Origin of the sequence: Bacillus sp. MMSF_3353, assembly GCF_030733445.1 — a bacterium.
Lineage (GTDB): Bacteria > Bacillota > Bacilli > Bacillales > Bacillaceae_G > Bacillus_A > Bacillus_A wiedmannii.
This window is the reverse complement of record NZ_JASHJA010000011.1, coordinates 1-18,353: the sequence shown is the minus strand read 5'-3', so window position 1 is coordinate 18,353 and position 18,353 is coordinate 1. Positions and strand designations below refer to the sequence as shown.

The following is an 18,353-nucleotide window of genomic DNA, read 5'->3' as shown; positions in this document are numbered from 1 at the left end:
TAAAAGTTAATGCTGTAAGTAATTTTTTTTCATTATTATGCTCCTTCGTTTACAGATGACTTTCAACCAGCTTTTTAGCTTCCTTGTGAAAAATACGGCATTTTCTTCTCTTGTTACTTCTAATTTAGTTCTTTTTGTACCCGATTTACTAATCAATTCGAAGTGAATATAACCGTTAGTTAGTGACTTAGGTTTCTTAAATTTGATTTTCTTAATATCCTGGTATTATATCTCTACAATCCTCTTGCTAATGTCCAACACTTCTGAAGATTTGAAAGCGATTTGTTCATTATCGACGATTAAAACCCAGTTATAAGTCCTGAATTATTTCATCTTTATATCTCTCAAATAAAATATTTAAAGTAAGTATAACAAATTAAGGTCATCCATTTTGTTATACATTTTTCCTTTGTAAAGCGTAAAAAAGTAATGAATAGAACGATTGGATTATAAGAAGGCAATATCCAAAGTAATGTGAGATGCGTATGTTAATAATTTTTAATTTGAAAGTCTAGTTGCATCTTACGTTAAGGACGTTCTTTTGCAGTTATAACTATCTTGTTAGAAAATAGGGTCTAAGCTTCAGATGACAAGAATGGAAGTCATTCAAATAGAAACGAATCCTGTAATAAAACATTTAGTCAAAAAAGTGAATTCCAGTATGAGTTCTGATGTCTGCACTAAAAGTAAAAATCATAAAATCCGTTTAAGAAATTATGTGTAAAAGGAATAAACGGTGGTTATCCGACATGTCCTATCTGCTACAGCACAGAATAAGAAAAACCTATCATTGAATCAGAAAATGAACGATTGAAGAAAAAATGATAACAGTTTGCTCAATATGCTACGTTAATCCGACTGTTAGAAGGATTGAAATGAAAATATTGTCCGATTTAATAAAAGTGGTTGGCAAGCATTATGGATATCGAAAAAATATAGGGGAAGTACATTAGAAAATAGCAGATGGGGAATTCGGTATAGAAATCGATGTACTTGAAAAAATAGAAGTGCATTTAGTAAGACAGCCAACAGGTTAAAAGATTGGACTTTCTGATAAATGATTGTTATATACCTTTAACAAACTACATTTAAGCATTGCTCGCCATAACAACTTAGCTTTTTCAGTAGCTTAGATATTAGAACGTAATTTCGAGGTTGTAATAAGAAAGGGTGACGATTACGCGTGTAACGGAACAGGGGTAACTCAAAACGGTATTGGAGTGGATAGTAGGTATCCATTGGGATCATGTGCTTGCGAAGCAGGTGGTCGCCAGTCCCATAGAAGACGAGTACATGAAGAAATCGCTGCATTAACCATGGGGCAGGCAGATAAGAAGAAAATTATATCTCGTTCAATGGGGTTAGGGACATGAAACAACTAACACTGAAAGGTAATTAAACAAAAGCTTTATTTGAATTAGTTTTATTAATAAAAAAGAGCCGTATTACGGATCTTCTTAAAAAATTTATTAATCATTTGTTTTCTAACTAAAACAAAAACCCCAATTATATACTTTTCAGGAAAGTTAACGGAAGGTGACATTAATTGAATTAAAATTTGTATTTATCATTTGAATTAACCTTTACTGTTTCTATAAGTTCATGTTGTATACTGAAATTCGGTAGTAACAATAGAAATAGGAAATCAGACAAAAACAGTAATCTATGTAGAACCAGAGGTTACTTATGAATTTTTTACTATTCTTAAATATGAGAAGTTTATTATAGGTAATGTAGATTAATTAGTGGAATAGGTATTGGTAACGATAGGATAAAAAAGTCAAAATAAATAATTTTCGTTATAATTTTACCGCTTAACCGGAAAAAATGTAGCGAAAATACTATTTTGTGTTTGTTATAATTTAATTGAGTTTTTTATGAACTGTATTGTATTTATTCAAGTTCAGTATCTTATTCACTGTGTTTTAAAAAGCATTCACTTGTAATAAAAGTGAATGCTTTTTAATTTGTAGTTCTATTAAAGAGAACTTAATTAGCATGAAACGATTTAAAACCCTATAAAATCGTTTCATGCATATTTAAAGGAGGAAAATCATGATAAACAAAGCAATTGCTGAATGTATTGGTACATTTGTATTGGTACTATTTGGAACTGGAACAGCTGTAATAGGTGGAGGAGTGGAAGGAATCGGTATTTTAGGAATTGCGATGGCCTTTGGATTATCAATTGTTGCTATGGCATATAGCATTGGAACAATTTCTGGTTGCCATGTTAATCCTGCGGTATCTATTGCCATGTTTATAAATAAACGAATGACGGCTAAGGAGCTTGCGTATTATATAGTAGCACAAATCTTAGGTGCTTTATTAGGAACTGTAACCTTAGTAACCATTTTAAAATCATCGGGAATGACATTAAGTAACTTAGGTCAGAATAGTTTTGGAAATTTAGGGGCATCGGGTTCATTCATAGTTGAATTCGTGTTAACATTTGTCTTTATTTTAGTTATTATCGCTGTAACTGGTAACAAGGGGATTACTAATTTAGCTGGAATTGTAATTGGTCTTACTTTAGTGTTAGTGCACTTATTAGGTATCTCATTAACAGGAACTTCTGTTAATCCTGCACGTAGTTTTGCACCAGCATTATTTGCTGGTGGAGAAGCTATTTCTCAATTATGGGTATTCATTATTGCTCCAACCTTAGGTGGAATCGCTGCTGCTATGGTGGGGAAATCTTTATTGAATACTGAGAAATAACATTATCTATTTTTAATAAACACGTTGTCTTATAATGTGATAAAGATAGCTTGATGTGATAATTAATAGTATCCACTTCAAGTAGTAAGAGAAAACGTTATATTTTGCCATGATTTGAAAATGCCTCCAATTGGAATTGGAGGCATTTTCATTTAATATAAGAAAATATGTAGAGTCAATAAAATTCATTAATTTAGTGAGTCTTCTATATAAATACAAAAATAGCCGGTACTCGAATTGAGTATCGGTTATTTTTCCGTGTCATAATATCTATTATTGCTTTCCCATCTTTGCAATTATATTATAACTTAATGGGATTTGTTAAACGTTTTCATTTTTTCCTCTAATAAGGAAATTTAAGAAAACTTATTGAAAAGGATCTGTGTAATAATAATAACTGACAACTAAATAGGTTGTCTCCTTAAAAATTGCAAGAGCAAGATCCCTTATTGTAAACCTCTTCTGCATTCCTAGCCAGAAGAGGTTTCTTCCAATATAAATAGAGAATCTATCTTGCTTCCTCCTTTATTTTTGCTAATATGAAAAACTCAGATATTCGAAATTGATTATTATTAGAATCAATGATGTACCTTTGTGTATTATTAAAAAATGATTTAAAAAATAAGAATAATGTGATGCGAAATTTCCGTATCAAGAGAAAAATCATTAATTTTTTTGAAGAATTACTTTGATAGAATAAATATAAGAAGTTTTTCTTTGGTATTCGTCTCATGTGCCTAAAGAATTTGTATACAAAAAAACAAACATATCCAATGTATGTTTGTTTTTTTTGTAGCTAATTAAGAAATATTTTTGACTAGATTAATAATAGGTATTTAAAATAGGTTCAATACAATTAATGAGAATAGTAATGCTTGAAATATAAACATGCATTTTAACACATAAGGATAAATTTTAGGAAACCTATTTTTGCTTGTAACAGGAAATTTTATATTATTTTTAAAGTTTTTTTCATGAAATAATAGATTTAATCCTTAAGTATCTCCATGTTTTCATAGGAGATGTATACTTTCTGATTATAAGTGTTAGTTTATGAACTGTTTACTAAGAAAACTCCTCAATACTATTGAGGGGTTTTCTATTTAAAAAGCGGGATGTAAACTACTCGCCACTTAGCAAAACTTAAAGTGGGAGCTTCTCAAGTTCCGAGACGAAAGTAACCTTTCGTCTCCCTGAGCGTTACTTCGGGGTGTTCCAACCCTAGATGTTCAACGCATAGGCGCTCTTTTGGTACGGTTGATATTTTACGGAGGAACCGAATGGCTTGGTTTTCGCACTCTATTTTCTTCCTGCAACCTTCTATATCAAGTTATCAAAGAACTTCATATAGCTAATTTATCAAAAGTTTTTGGCTATGCCAAACCGAAACAATTATCCCACCTATCGTTGGGCTACGCTCTTCACATGCTTGAGGAAGGAGAATTCTTTCGGGGAATACTTTAAAAATTAAAGTCTCTATATTCACCATTTTTAATTTGAGAATTAGAACAGATTATACGGTTCTATTGAAATCTAAACGATAATAATTCATTTTAATATCATCGGCAATTCAACTATGTATATAGAAATACAAATGCAATGACTAAAATTATATGTTTTGTTACGCTATAACTAGCTTGATTTGTTTTCAGCTTAAACATAATAAAGCTTATTTGAATATTTTTAGGAGGTTTTTTTGAATGAAGTTATGTAAGGTGAAAACCTGGTTACCACTATCTGCAGCAATGATTACAATAATATCAAATCCAGTAGGGGCTGCAGCTTCAACAGTCTATACGGTTCAAAAGAATGATACTATGGAAGCGATAAGTAAACAATATGGAGTATCCGTACAATTACTTAAACAAGCTAATAGCAAAGCAAATGATCAAATTAATATTGGAGAACGTTTAACAATACCAAGATCGTCAACTGCAAACGAGTATGTTCAAAAGAATACTTCAACAGCTTCAACTAATACATATCAAGCAATTTACCAGGTGAAAAGCGGAGATACATTAAGTTCTATATCACAACAATATAAGGTTTCAATAGAGTCTATAAAACAAAACAATAAAATAGACGGAAATCATATTTTTGTCGGTCAGCACTTAAAGATCAATACTGGTATTTCATTACAAGAAGTGGACTTAATGGCTCGATTAGTAAATGCAGAAGCAGGAGGGGAACCTTATGCAGGGAAGGTTGCGGTTGCAAAGGTAGTGTTAAATCGGGTTAACACTAATGGCTTTCCAAATACAATTAAAGACGTAATTTATGAACCCATTAAAAACGGTTATGCATTTACTCCTGTTACAGACGGTAGGATTAATCAGCCTGCTACTCAGGAAGCAAGAATGGCAGTAGAAGAGGCTCTCACTTCCAAAGAAACAAATTCGGATTGGCTCTATTTCTATAATCCTCAAACATCCACTGACAAATGGATTACAACACGTCAAACTGTGGCACAAATTGGAAATCATCTGTTTGCTAAATAATAAATAATAATTGAAGTTTATTAAACTGTGACTATCTTTCATTTATATGCGTTTGCGTGTTAAAATTCATTTCATTATGTCAAGAATAAACCGACTCACTTTGTTTTTTTGCGTGAGTCGGTTTATTTGGAAGAAAATCAGGGTTTGCTACCCCATGTTGTTATGGCATGAACTTTTAATCAAATAGTAAATCATTAATATCTTGGATATCTTTTTTAGTAATAAATTGATGAATGAAATAAACCGGTGAATCATTAGGGTAAGAAGTTGTTCTATCATTGGTAATTATAAGATCGTATTTTGTTGAATTGTCTAGGTTTAAATGAATATTTATAGACTCTTCAAAGTGTGCCTTTAAAGTCATATTGGCAAGTTTTGCATACGCTGGATTTCCTGAAAAAGAAAATAATACATTCTTTCTGGAATAGGTGGAGTAAAGAATATGAATTGTGTGTTGTGCTAGGTGACTAATGTCATTTTCATTAAATTTATTCTCGTTGATGGTAGTATTCCACTTAGAAATAATAAGATGATTTGTATCATACATTTCTTTTAAGCTGGGAACTAGGTAATCTGGCTGTGTATAAAAGCAGTCCATTGAGAATTTATACTGTTTAGCAACATAAAGTTTATAAAAATAGATACATAATTCCGATTTTAAATAGTCACTTTTGATAGTATGTCTTTTATTATTAGAAATAATCATATCCACAAGCTTTAAAAAATCTTGATAATAGTTTTCGTTTTTTTTCTCAAGATATTTAAGAGTTTTGACTTTTTGTTGCGTAATACTAGTTGAACAAAGAAAGAAAGCAAGATTTAATGTGTCTATTTCGTCCTGAGGTAGGTTCACCATACAGTAATCCTCAATGATCGAAATTATTTCATTGAAACAAAGTGATTGTTCGAATGTAAAAATAACAGGGAACTTAATTTTAGTATCTGCGAAATGCTTGCCAATAATTCTCTGAATAGAGACATAAATAATTACTTTTAATAAATTAGAATCTATTTTTACATTATGCGAATTAAGAGTGTTGTTAATATTTTCCGTTAAATCGTTTGGTAGTGAAATTACATTTGTATACTGTTCTATACTAAAGAAAAAAGCTTTATAAAGAAATCTTATATTGATTTCTTCTCCGTTAATTTTAATCAAGCCTAGTTTAAATTCTAAATTATTGGGAGTTAATATAGATTTTTCAAAATCCTTTAAATTACTCCGTAATGTGGATTTATTTATATATAAAATTTGTGACCACTTTTCTAAAGAATAATACTTATTTATGAATATTTCTGTAAGGATTTTGAAAACCATACTGTCTTTTATGGATGACATAATAATTGGAGAAAGACTGTCAGTTGTTGGTTTTTGTAACATGTAGCCCCTAGATTTTTCTCCGATTATATCCCAAGTTTCAGGAAGCGAAATATTAAGTTCACTAATTTCACTTGTAATAGTCCGATTTGAACAGTTAATTTGTTTTGCCAATTCAATGGAGGATATGGATTTTTGTTCTCCACTTAGTATTTCAAGGATTTGAATTTTTCTTTTTGCAGATTTGTTATAAATTAAGCTTGATACAAGTATATTCATAGATTGTCTCTCCTAAAGCTATTCCTAAAAATTTACATAGCTTTACAAAATACCCTGAATTTATTTTACAAACATAAGATTGTAATGGCTAGTAAAAAATCTTCAATTTATTTATGTTGTAATTTTCGTTTTTTTTATAAATTGTCATATTTTTTATAGTGGAAATTTACAGTTAATTATACTTTTGAAATCTACAAAACTGTAATTACTTTCTTTTATGGGGAAGTGATGTGACTTTATAGAAAGAGTCGCTGAGATTGTGATTCAGAACTGTTTATCTTTTGTGTTGTGTATGTCCTATCATTAAACTGCTTGAAATACCTGATTAGGGGATACGTGAAAAAGAAAGATTTAGAAGAGAAAGGTAATATTAAGTTGCTGTAATGCTTTAGAAAACAATTGTAATTCATCAGAAATCGATAAACTCATACAAAAAACGCGACTCTTTCTGTATATTTCTACAAAAAGAATCGCGTTTTTGTGTTTTATGGATACAATTTTTTAGCTTGATGGAGATGTGGTGGTACCCCATTTATGGAATGAATATGTTTGGTTATCCGGTAATATCGCTGTAAAATATGTGTTAATAATATATTATGTCTAGAAAAGGAGATTGTTTTTTGAAATATATATTAAGAAAAAAAGTTAAGGGTATTTTTATAGGGTTATTAGTATTGGTGATAATTGCTTCCATTTTTGTTTATTATAAATTTTTAACGCCTTCAGCAGATATTAAGCAATACAAGGAATATTATGCTCCAAAGACAATACAAAAAGTATTGAATCAAGGAGAGGTAAAGGTCACATTTTTAGGAACATCATCATTATTATTTGATGATGGTAATACACAATTAATGATTGATGGTTTTATTTCTAGGCCATCTTTACCAAGGATAGTGTTTAGCAGTTTAAAAACAGATGAAGATACTGTAGATAGAGTTTTTAATAGAATAGGGGTTGATAATAATAAACTTAAGGGATTGTTTATCGCACATACACATTATGATCATGCATTTGATTTAGCTTATATTGCTAAACGAACTAATATGTATATGGTTCAGAATCAACAATCAATGTAGGTCTTGGTGGTGGTATAAATAAGAAACAGATGTCTGTATACGAGATAAATAAGGCTATAGAGTTTGGTGACTTTACTATCACTGTCCTTCCGTCAAAACATTCACCAACCTTTGACGAAGGGGAAAAAATAACGAAGCCATTAAAACAACCAGCTAAAGCTTTAGATTATCATGAGGACTCTTCATATGATTTCTTAATTACACATAATAATAAAGCTTTCCTTGTTAAACCAAGTGCTAACTATATAGAAGGGGGATTAGATAATATTCAAGCTGATGTTTTATTTTTAGGAGTAGGGGGATTAGGAAAGCAGGAAAGTACGTTTCTAAATAGGTATTACGAACAAACGGTAGGAAAGGTGCAACCGAAACTTGTTATTCCAATACATTGGGATGATTTCACTAAACCATTGGCAGATACTCTGGAAGTAATGCCTAAATATGCAGATAATGTTAATAATGTATTGGATTTTATAATTCAAAGGACAAAAGCAGATAAAATTGATTTTCAAATACTTCAAGGTTTTCAAAGTATGTATTTCTAAAAGGAGGAGCGCCCATTAATAAAGAAAAAATGTTTTTAAATTTACCTTTAAAGTTTGTTAAAATAGAATTGCTTTTCAATGATGGGTAATTTGCGATATGTTACTTATTTCTTTATGTAGGGAATAACACCACTATCCTATGTGCATAGTGGTTTTGTTTAGTGAGCTATCAAAATTAAAAAAGAATGATAAAATTTATCTATATGACAACGGTACAGAATAATAACATATCGTGACGAGAATATTAAAAGTTACACCTGAACAGTGAAAAGTGATAGAAGATCATGGTAAGACAGAAGTAACTCTTGTGACATGTATATCTGTTTTAGATAATTCGAAGAGTATTATCATAACGGATGAATTGGTACAAGTAAAAAATATAAATTAGTGTAAAGGAAAGGGAAAAACCTTTCCTTTTTATTTTGAGTTTTCTCTAGATATACAGTGATCGCTTGTATGTAAAATACAAATTTTGCACAATTAATGTAAAAAAACATGTAATCAATTGAATAAATTAAAATTCTAATAATAAATTCTATTTTTGCGTATATTAACGAAAAAATAGATAAAAACTCACAGTGTGATTATGCGATAATCGATATATTAAGTTCATTTGAGTCTACAACAAGATGAAAAACATGTGAGATGTCAGCATATTCTTCTGTACGCTGAAAGGTGTTTAAATACCCTACCCTAGTGTATTTATTATACATAGCACTACTTTTGATGAAAAGCTCTGTTTATCCAAGGCAGGGCTATTTATCATTTAAGTCGATTAACTGAGTGCTTTCGTTCTATTTATACTCTTTATAAAATTTGCAATGGATCCTTATGATGGTTATTTTGTTGGAATGAAAGTGTAGAAAAAGTAAGCAACAGAAGAAACTCATTAAACATGTAAGAAATAATAGCTTTTATGATAGTCTAATGTGAGGGTCAAGGGGAAATGAATTTTAGAAACTAATGAAAAAATATGAAGTAGAATTGGATTTGTCAATGATGAGGCTTATATGCACTCAATTGGTGTAGGGAAGTTAGAATAACACCAAACTACTATAAAGATTATCCTAGATGAAAGGATAGAGGAATTTTACGGTGTGATTCACCTATTAACGTATTTATCATAAAAAGTACGAGGAGAGATATTATGGAGAAAGTATTAGATACCTTTAAAAATCGTTTAGGAAAATCAGTAGGTTCATTAATTGTAATCATTATAGGTATTGTGGCGATTTTTGGATTTCAAGAAATAAGAATAGAAACAGTAAAAGGCTTTTATAGCAGTATATTTAATGGCCGGGGAAGTTTAGACATGATGTGGACATTGGCTATAAATCTTTTAAGTTTAGTTTTTAATATTGTAATGATATGGCTATGGTTAAAAGATATATTGAAAGATAACTATGAGGATATGGATCCTACAACTGTAAGAGTTGTATCAATAATTGTAGCAATGATTCATGTTATATTTTCACTTATGTTCATTACCTATGTTTTTTCTAACTTATTGGGAATTGTGGTAGGTATTTTGATCTTCGCTGTAATTATTTGGGTACTTTATTTAGGAGTTAAAAGAAGAAGAAATAAGGACCGAAAATAATGAGGATAATTTCATTATAAGCAGTATACCAAAGAGAACCTAACCGAAACGGAAGGGTTCTTTTTGGTATCCAAAAGTAGATACCTCTATTAGGATGAATCACTTTGAATGGCCATGAGTTTGGTGAATAGATAAAGTTTATTTCATGTTTATAATCGCTATGAAATCGGTATATTAAATAAATAGAATAGCATCTAGGGCAACGGCAGGTAATGGATTTGTGATTGCTCATGGGAATAGTGCAGACGGTATTGCAAAGTTTCAGTCTGGGGATATATAATTTTAAATTTATATAAAAATGAAGAGACACATGAACTGGTTGCTTATGCAGCTGTAATTGATGGTCAGTACTTAGATGGATATGTGAAAATTAAAAAGTCTAGTAACATTTTGATATGAGAGTTAAAAAGAGCAATAGCTATACATTGCTCTTTTTTTTCTATGTATCTCTAACATATGGTGACATGAAGCGAGAGGGAGGATGATTTAGATATACGTTTTGATTAAAAACGGTATTTAGACGAATGCCTTCTTACTAATGTGCATATTTCAGAAGTATTATGTTGCTATCGAGTTAAGAGTGAGTAAGGATGTTTTAGAGTAACTATTTTATACCTCCGCATTTTCAAGAGAGAGATCTTCTGTCGGAAAATGAGAAGGTATAAAATTAGAACTTTAGGTAAGGGATAACTGCCTTATAATCGTAAGTCCTAAGTCTAAGTTTTATAGTATACTGTATGTATCCTATATAATATGAGTACATATATATGGTAAAGGCGGTGAATATAGTATGTATAAAGTTGGATTAATCGGTTTAAAAACTTCTATAGATCAGATTCTAGGCATGGTAGAAGAATACAAACATGAGTTGGAATTTACCTCTTATTCCTATGAACAAATAGAGGAAATAGAGAGAATTGTAAATGAATATACTCCTCATGTCCATGCGTGGCTTTTTTCTGGCCCGCTTCCCTATGAAATTGCAAAAAAATATATAGGCACCGATAAAATAATGGTTTATGTTCCTGCTACAGAATCAGGCTTATATAAATCTCTTTTAGAGATGATTTATGAACAGGGGAGAATTATTGAGAAACTAAGTATCGATACAATGTCTTTAAATAATATTAGTGAAGAAGCTTTATCACAGTTACATATAAAGAAGCCACAGATTTATACGAAAGTATTTGATTTGGATATTGATATGGAGGAATTATTAAATTTTCACATGGATTTATGGGAAAAAGGAAAAATATCAGGAGTCTTAACTTGTTTCCCGTCAGTATGTGATTCCCTAAGAGAGCGTGGAATTCCATCTTATAGAATGTCGATGAGTAAGATGGAAATTCGCCAGACACTCAGAATACTTTCTGAGAAAGTAAAAGCCGCCTATTTTAAAGATGCACAAATTGGTGTCGAAATCATTGAAGTTGAGTATTTTAATAAAGTTGCGGAGGAAATGAAGACTCCATATCATTTGCAATACTTGGAGATTAGATTGAAAGAAATAATGATTCAGCTTGGTGAAACAATTAACGGGTCTGTTTCAGATAAGGGCAACGGTAGATATATGATTTTTAGCTCTCGTGGTGCAATTGAAAGAGAAATACAGATGCTGCAAGATGCTATTCAGAGATTAGCGTTTGAAGCAGATACAACTGTTGCCGTTGGAATTGGTTTTGGTGAGACTGCATATTCGGCAGAAATTAATGCTTTTCGTGCAATTCAGCATTCTAAGGGAATGAAAAAGCGTGGGATTGTAATTGTTCAAGATGATGGTACAATTGTTGAATCGCCGGGTGATAAAAAAGAATTAAGTTTTACAATTCGTACCCAAAGTGAATTCCTTTTAGAGAAATTAAAAAAAGGAAATATAAGTGTGAAAACGTATAAAAAAATATCGGCTCTTATAGATAAAATGAAATGGAATTGCTTCACAACAAAGGAATTAGCGACACATCTTGAGATGACAGAACGGAATGTGAGACGTATTGTTACGGATATGTGCGAGGTTGAATTGGCACAATGTATCGGGCAAGAGACCTATGCAACACGTGGGAGACCAAGTAAAATTTATCGATTGTTATAAGCATCCATTAGGGGTGCTTATTTGTTTTGTAATTCATACAAGATTTTATTTATCTGAAAATATTGAAATTTCTTTCAATAACTAATATACTTCATTTAAGGAATTTTTTCCTTAAATACACCTAAAATAGAATTTCTAATGAAGTTTAAATTGAAAAGGAGTTGAAATACATGTCTCAAATAGAAAGAGTTCATAATTTAATTGAAAATATTCAAGGTGAAGTTGTTAGTTGGAGGAGGCATTTGCACAAATATCCGGAACTATCATTTCAAGAAGAAAATACTGCACAATTTGTTTTTGAAAAGCTACAAAGCTTTGGTAATCTAGAAATTTCACGTCCGACAAACACAAGTGTTATGGCTCGTTTAATTGGTAAGCAGCCAGGAAAGGTAATTGCATTACGGGCAGATATGGATGCGCTTCCAATTGTGGAGGAGAATGATTTTGACTTTGTGTCACAGAAGAAAGGCGTAATGCATGCTTGTGGACATGATGGACATACGGCAATGTTACTGGGTACGGCATGGGTTCTTGCACAATTAAAAAATCAAATTAAAGGGGAGATTCGTTTTATATTTCAACACGCTGAAGAACTTCCACCTGGTGGTGCTCAAGAGTTAGTACAAGCTGGTGTACTAAATGGAGTAGATATGATTGTTGGAAGTCATCTGTCGTCGGCGCTTCCTGTGGGTAAGATCGGCTTAAGTTACGGTCCAATGATGGCTGGAGCAGATACTTTTAATATTACGGTGTTAGGTGAAGGAGGACACGCATCGCAACCTGAATTAACGATTGACCCCATTGTAATTGGAACTCAAATTGTTACTAATCTCCAACATATTGTTTCGAGATATCGAGACGCTCAGGAAACACTTGTAATTTCAGTGACTCAGTTTAATGCAGGAGGTGCAATTAATGTTATTCCAGATAAGATAAGCATAGGGGGATCTGTTAGAAGTTTTAATCCAGAATTAAGAGAAAAAGTTCCAACTTTTATCGAACGAATAGTAAAGGGAATTACAGAAGCACATGGAGCTACATATGAATTCAATTATCAGTTTGGCTATGCTCCGACTATAAACGATGAAGAAGTAACAAGATTGATGGATGAGACAGTATGTGAAGTATTTAGTGAAGACAATCGAGAGATTTTAAAACCAATTATGGGGAGTGAAGATTTCTCTGCCTACCAATATATGACTCCATCATCTTATATTTTTATAGGGGCTCGTAATGAAGAAAAAGGAATTATCTATCCTCACCATCATCCCAGATTTACTATTGATGAACAAGCTTTACGATATGGAGTACAGTTATTAGTTCACGGTACTTATAAGATGTTAAACCTAGCGTATTAGGGGGATAAAAGTATGAAAATCATACATTGGCTTAGCTTTATTCCATTCTTAGGGTTTATTGTAGGGGCTTTATTTACAAATAAGGTAAATCCTTATGTTTTTGGAATGCCATTCTTCCACTTTTGGATTGTACTTTGGTCACTTATAACTACAGTTATCTTATCGATTATTTATAAAATAGATCCCACTAACCGGAAAGGGGATTCAAGATGAATATTTCAGTGTTATTCATTTTATGTTTTTTCGTCATCCCTATTTTGATTAGTATTCGTGCTAAAAAGGGGCAAGAAATGGATTTAGAGCAATGGTCGGTTGGAGGTCGTGGAATGGGAGCCCTGTTGATTTTCCTTCTGTCTGCAGGCGAAATGTATACGACCTTTACCTTTTTAGGGGCAAGTGGTTCAGCTTATGGAGAGGGGGGATCTATTTTTAGTATCATAACATATGGTTGTTTAGCAACGGTAATCTCCTACTGGACCTTTCCTGTTATTTGGAGGTATGCAAAGAAACATAAGTTAGTTTCACAGTCGGACTTTTTTGTGAAAAAATATCAAAGTCCTTATCTTGGGGTACTTGTTGCAGTTATTGGTGTAATAGCCTGTACATGCTATTTAGTACTGCAATTGAAGGGACTAGGATATATCGTTTCTGCAACATCTTACGGTGCTATATCTTCTACAACAGCTATTTGGTTTGGAGCGATAGGGGTAACTGTTTTTGTGATGGTTTCTGGTATTCATGGCTCTGCGCAAACATCGATTTTAAAGGATATTTTAATTCTTGGGATTGTCGTATTTTTAGGACTTTATTTTCCTATTCATTATTATGGTGGGATTCAACCTATGTATGAGGCAATTGAAAAAGTAAAACCGAACTTTACCATACTGCCTGAACAGGGGATGAGTATATCATGGTATATATCAACAGTAATATTAAGCTCTATTGGATTTTATATGTGGCCACATGGTTTTTCACCCATTTTTGCTGCATCAAGTGAAAAAGCATTACGAAAAAATGCAATTTTAATGCCAATGTATCAATTAATTTTACTATTTGCCTTTTTCGTTGGATTTGCTACAATCTTGCGGATGCCAGGATTAAATGGTAGTGATATTGATACTATCTTGCTGCAACTGTCTAAACAAGCTTTTGACCCATGGTTTGTTGGTGTAATTGGCGGAGCAGGAGTGTTAGCGGCACTAGTACCAAGTTCATTATTATTAATGGCAATATCAACATTGCTTGCCAAAAATATATATCAAGTATTTAATCCATCTGTAACGGAAATGCAGCTTGGCAAATTGGTAAAATACTTAGTCCCATTTATTTCTCTTGTAGGAATTTATTTGACCTTTAAAGGAGGGAATACCCTGTTTAGTCTAGCTCTAATTGCTTATAATTTCATTACACAACTGGCTCCTCCATTTTTTGCGAGTTTGATGAGAAAGAACTTTGTGACTAAACAAGGGGCATTTGCTGGGATTATTACAGGAGGGTTGTTAGTCTCAATTATGGACTTAGGAAATATTAGTATTGGTAAACTATTCCCTGGTTTTCCTCAGGTTATTAAAGATTTGAATGAAGGGATTATCGCTTTATTTGTGAATATTGTAGTTTTAGTAATAGTCAGTTTGATGACCAAAAATATTTCAAATGTTCATCGGGACAAGACAATTGTAATTGAGAGTAAGACCTAATTTGATTCTAAAGGGAATTACTGTAAAAATATAAGAAATTGACGAAAGTACAACTGATGCATGGTTACTCTTTTGTAATATTCATTTTCTGCTTAAAAGGAAAAAATATAAATATTTAAGTGGTGAAATTATGTAAAAATAAATAAGTGGGCTCATTCCACTTTTTAATAGTAACTTCATATACGGGGAAGGGTTTTCCTTTCCTTTGAGCGTACAGCAAATGAAAGGCAGTCGGGTAATATTATATTCTTCTGCTGTACGTTGAAAGGTGCGGAAACACCAGAATAAAGATTATTTATGATTTTTATAATTCCTATTTTTTAAAATCCTGTATATTCCTATATCTTAGGATGCCAGTTTTTTTGTCATTTAAGAGTAACTAATGGGTTGCTCTTTTTTGTCATAAAAGTAACTTTTAATTATATTATAGATATATAATGTAAGCTTAATGAAGCCATAAAGAGGAGATGATAAAGTTAAATAATAAAAATCAAGATATTTCTTTGGTAGCATCGAGTGCTCTTCAAGAAGTTTTAAAAGCTATTGCCGAAAGTGAAGATAACAAACTTTATTTTTAAGTGAAGACTTCGAAAATATTAAACTAGTTACAGTAATATTTGAGTAAATTTAAAAGCATCCATTCGGGTACTTTTTATTTTGGAGGAGGATGAATGATGAGTGAACAGAAGAGTGCATTATCAGTAAGGGGGGGCGTGGATACGAAATAAGCGAATGAAAGCATGTAAAGAATTTACTGCTTTGGTTAATGAATGTGTGGAAGCATTTGAAAAGTTGTTTTTTTTATATTAGAATTTCTTTATCGTTGTAAATCCGCATTTTCCTGTCGGAACTCTTGATCAAGTCTTTTAATTTTAATGTTTTAATGAAAAAAGCTATACTGTAAGTAAAATTAAAAATTGGAAAGGAAATACTAGAACATGGAAAATTATCTATTATTTATTCTTACAGCAATGCTAATCATAATAATGCCTGGTCCTGGTTTTGCACTAGTTACAAAAAACACTATCTCGCATGGTAAAAATGGTGGGATAACGACTGTTTTAGGAACGATATCTGGAATGATGATTCATACAATAATGGCTACGCTAGGACTCTCTGCCATCCTAATGAAATTTGCTATGTTATTTACATTTATAAAATATGCTGGGGCTTTTTATTTAATTTACTTAGCTGTAAAGTCAATTAAAAGTGCCTTACATAAAAAAGAAGATATGTCAGGTTCAGTAGAAATGTACTCTAAGGATATTGGGGCAATTAAAAGCTTTAGACAAGGATTTACTACGGCAATTTTAAACCCAAAAACCGCTGTGTTTTTCCTTAGTTTTTTACCCCAATTTATTGTAAGTAATCAAAATCATTTCCTACAATTTCTATTATTAGGAGTCACATTTACGACTTTGACAGCAATATGTTATTTACTTTATATCTCACTCATACGTCAATTAAGAACTTTTTTAAGAAAAGAAAGAGTGAACCGTACAATAGAGGGTATTACAGGCGCGGTATTATTAGTATTTGGAGTTAGATTGTTTTTCCAAAAATAAATATGTAAATGAAAAGAGAAATAAATAATGGTGGTTATTTATTTCTCTTTTCATTTATTCTAAAGCTACTATTTTATAATTGATTTCACACCTTCATACTAATTTTATATACATATCTAACTTGAGCCTCAAAAATGAGTTCCTTAATCACTTGATATAGTTTGCTGTATAAGAAAAAATCAAGGTAGTTTAGATACTTTAAGCAAAATTGATACTTCATCTTTTCTCTTAACTAAGCAATTTAATTTTTATGTATTATAACTTAAGGGCTGAGGAACAAATTTTTCTTCAACTACTAACTCGCTAATAAAATTCTGGATATTTTCCAAAAATGTTTACTGTAATGGGATATAAGGAGAACATATATTAGTCATGGTATTTCCTTTTTTAGTTTAATTGTGATGCAGTGGGCCCCCCTATATAAAAGAAACCGCAGTTTACATCCAAACTGCGGTATTTCGACGTACAAGGAATTTCATAAATCATTAGTCACTGTCTAAATTGTACTCCTCATTTATCAATATCTGTTTCTATTTTTTTACTTTGCAAAAGAACTAAGTCTAATTTCTTATAGAATGAAACCAAGGCAATTGTTTAATATATGTATCGCTATTACATATGCAATGGATCTTTTAGAAATAAGATAAGCCACAGTAAGTATCACCGAGCCAGGTAAATAAATAGCAATATCCGAAAGCTGGTTTGTATGAAGAAGTGTAAAAATAATGATCGAAATGATAGATGCAATAGCAGTACCAATATGATAAGAAAAACGATTTATTAATATGTGACGAAACACAATTTCTTCAAGTATTGGTCCCAGAATACCAAATATAAACAATGTAAATATAATAGGTACCTCTGCACCCGTTTCAAGAAGCTGTTCTTGGTTCTCTGGCTGACCAGTTGCTAGAAAACGCATAATAGACTGTTCCACAATTACCGTAAATAAAACCACCATAGGAATACTTACTATTTTCAAAATTGTCTTCTCTTTAAAATAAGTAAAACTTTGAATGATTTCTTTCCTAAAGAAAATTATTCCTATAATAGCAGGTACAGTAAAACCGATGGCACTAAGAACAAATTCTGATTCAACTAAATTGACATTAGCTAAAAGTGATATGCCAAATAATATGTACAAGCCAATTTGAAATGGTACAAACAGTGTAAAGATTATTAGCATAGTAAGTTCTTTTTTATTCATTTTTATAAAGTTCATTTTATTATCCTCCTAATTAAATTACCTACAATCTTTGAATTTTCTTTCTGCATTAAGTTCTCCTTCTAAATATATTTATATAAGATTCAAAACCGGACGGTTCGGTCCGGAAACTAATAATACTATAAGTTTCTAGTTTTGTTAATCCTTTTTACAAAGTATTAACAAAATCAAAATGACAAAAATACAAAATACTTATATGTGAGTTTCTTATTTACAATTAAATTTCAGTACTCATTAATTATTAACGATTTCCTTTTTAAAGAATGAAGTGATAAGGCTTTTAACCGCAAGGAATGCGGTAGATATCCTAATATATGAAGTGAAAGTGGGGGTAGTTCAAACACTTTAGCTAAACATATTAATAGAGATTATATATAAT

11 protein-coding genes and 2 pseudogenes are annotated in these 18,353 nt (G+C 31.4%); 11 read left to right on the top strand and 2 right to left on the bottom strand.

Annotation, left to right across the window (positions count from 1 at the left end; translation table 11 throughout):
• Positions 1-1,238 precede the first annotated feature (1,238 nt).
• From RBB48_RS20430 to RBB48_RS20420, 3 genes are all read left to right on the top strand, one after another.
• Positions 1,239-1,373, top strand: a complete 135-nt coding sequence (locus tag RBB48_RS20430; RefSeq protein ID WP_255288423.1) for a hypothetical protein — start codon at positions 1,239-1,241, stop codon at positions 1,371-1,373.
• Between the two features lie 682 nt (positions 1,374-2,055).
• A complete protein-coding gene (locus tag RBB48_RS20425) occupies positions 2,056-2,721 on the top strand; it encodes an aquaporin (protein ID WP_088063013.1) in 666 nt (221 codons plus the stop codon).
• Positions 2,722-4,421: 1,700 nt separating this feature from the next.
• Complete coding sequence (locus RBB48_RS20420) at positions 4,422-5,219, top strand: cell wall hydrolase (RefSeq protein ID WP_088063015.1); 798 nt, start codon at positions 4,422-4,424, stop codon at positions 5,217-5,219.
• 175 nt (positions 5,220-5,394) lie between these two features.
• Here RBB48_RS20420 and RBB48_RS20415 read toward each other — a convergent pair whose 3' ends face one another.
• Positions 5,395-6,816, bottom strand: coding sequence for an AcpB/EbpR/MafR family transcriptional regulator (locus tag RBB48_RS20415; protein ID WP_088063016.1), 1,422 nt, complete (start codon positions 6,814-6,816; stop codon positions 5,395-5,397).
• 620 nt (positions 6,817-7,436) lie between these two features.
• Between RBB48_RS20415 and RBB48_RS31700 the strand changes: the two are divergent.
• The 8 genes and pseudogenes from RBB48_RS31700 to RBB48_RS20370 all read left to right on the top strand — a co-directional run bounded on the left by RBB48_RS31700 (position 7,437) and on the right by RBB48_RS20370 (position 16,749).
• Positions 7,437-8,440, top strand: a pseudogene (locus RBB48_RS31700) (MBL fold metallo-hydrolase).
• Positions 8,441-8,591: 151 nt separating this feature from the next.
• Positions 8,592-8,828: pseudogene (locus RBB48_RS20400) on the top strand (sortase); the annotation flags it as partial.
• 759 nt (positions 8,829-9,587) lie between these two features.
• Positions 9,588-10,040 carry a hypothetical protein gene (locus tag RBB48_RS20395; protein WP_088063017.1) on the top strand — a complete coding sequence of 151 codons (453 nt, stop codon included), beginning with the start codon at positions 9,588-9,590 and terminating at the stop codon, positions 10,038-10,040.
• 790 nt (positions 10,041-10,830) lie between these two features.
• Complete coding sequence (locus tag RBB48_RS20390) at positions 10,831-12,129, top strand: hypothetical protein (RefSeq protein WP_088063018.1); 1,299 nt, start codon at positions 10,831-10,833, stop codon at positions 12,127-12,129.
• A 170-nt stretch (positions 12,130-12,299) separates the two neighbouring features.
• Complete coding sequence (locus RBB48_RS20385; protein ID WP_088063019.1) at positions 12,300-13,487, top strand: M20 family metallopeptidase; 1,188 nt, start codon at positions 12,300-12,302, stop codon at positions 13,485-13,487.
• Between the two features lie 12 nt (positions 13,488-13,499).
• Entirely contained in the window at positions 13,500-13,700 is a 201-nt protein-coding gene (locus RBB48_RS20380) for a DUF3311 domain-containing protein (RefSeq protein WP_088063020.1), read from the top strand.
• Positions 13,697-15,184 carry a sodium:solute symporter family protein gene (locus tag RBB48_RS20375; protein WP_215559029.1) on the top strand — a complete coding sequence of 496 codons (1,488 nt, stop codon included), beginning with the start codon at positions 13,697-13,699 and terminating at the stop codon, positions 15,182-15,184. The genes RBB48_RS20380 and RBB48_RS20375 overlap by 4 nt, the downstream gene beginning before the upstream one ends.
• 938 nt (positions 15,185-16,122) lie before the next feature.
• On the top strand, positions 16,123-16,749 hold the full coding sequence (locus tag RBB48_RS20370) for a LysE family translocator (protein ID WP_306008004.1): 627 nt from the start codon (positions 16,123-16,125) through the stop codon (positions 16,747-16,749).
• Between the two features lie 568 nt (positions 16,750-17,317).
• Here RBB48_RS20370 and RBB48_RS20365 read toward each other — a convergent pair.
• On the bottom strand, positions 17,318-17,971 hold the full coding sequence (locus tag RBB48_RS20365) for a CPBP family intramembrane glutamic endopeptidase (protein ID WP_088063023.1): 654 nt from the start codon (positions 17,969-17,971) through the stop codon (positions 17,318-17,320).
• Positions 17,972-18,353 lie beyond the last annotated feature (382 nt).

What these genes read in the sequence shown, in the direction of transcription:
- RBB48_RS20370 (WP_306008004.1), top strand. Translation starts at nt 16,123, where the DNA reads ATGGAAAATTATCTATTATTTATTCTTACAGCAATGCTAATCATAATA.
- RBB48_RS20365 (WP_088063023.1), bottom strand. Translation starts at nt 17,971, where the DNA reads ATGAACTTTATAAAAATGAATAAAAAAGAACTTACTATGCTAATAATC.
- RBB48_RS20425 (WP_088063013.1), top strand. Translation starts at nt 2,056, where the DNA reads ATGATAAACAAAGCAATTGCTGAATGTATTGGTACATTTGTATTGGTA.
- RBB48_RS20415 (WP_088063016.1), bottom strand. Translation starts at nt 6,816, where the DNA reads ATGAATATACTTGTATCAAGCTTAATTTATAACAAATCTGCAAAAAGA.
- RBB48_RS20420 (WP_088063015.1), top strand. Translation starts at nt 4,422, where the DNA reads ATGAAGTTATGTAAGGTGAAAACCTGGTTACCACTATCTGCAGCAATG.
- RBB48_RS20380 (WP_088063020.1), top strand. Translation starts at nt 13,500, where the DNA reads ATGAAAATCATACATTGGCTTAGCTTTATTCCATTCTTAGGGTTTATT.
- RBB48_RS20375 (WP_215559029.1), top strand. Translation starts at nt 13,697, where the DNA reads ATGAATATTTCAGTGTTATTCATTTTATGTTTTTTCGTCATCCCTATT.
- RBB48_RS20385 (WP_088063019.1), top strand. Translation starts at nt 12,300, where the DNA reads ATGTCTCAAATAGAAAGAGTTCATAATTTAATTGAAAATATTCAAGGT.
- RBB48_RS20390 (WP_088063018.1), top strand. Translation starts at nt 10,831, where the DNA reads ATGTATAAAGTTGGATTAATCGGTTTAAAAACTTCTATAGATCAGATT.
- RBB48_RS20395 (WP_088063017.1), top strand. Translation starts at nt 9,588, where the DNA reads ATGGAGAAAGTATTAGATACCTTTAAAAATCGTTTAGGAAAATCAGTA.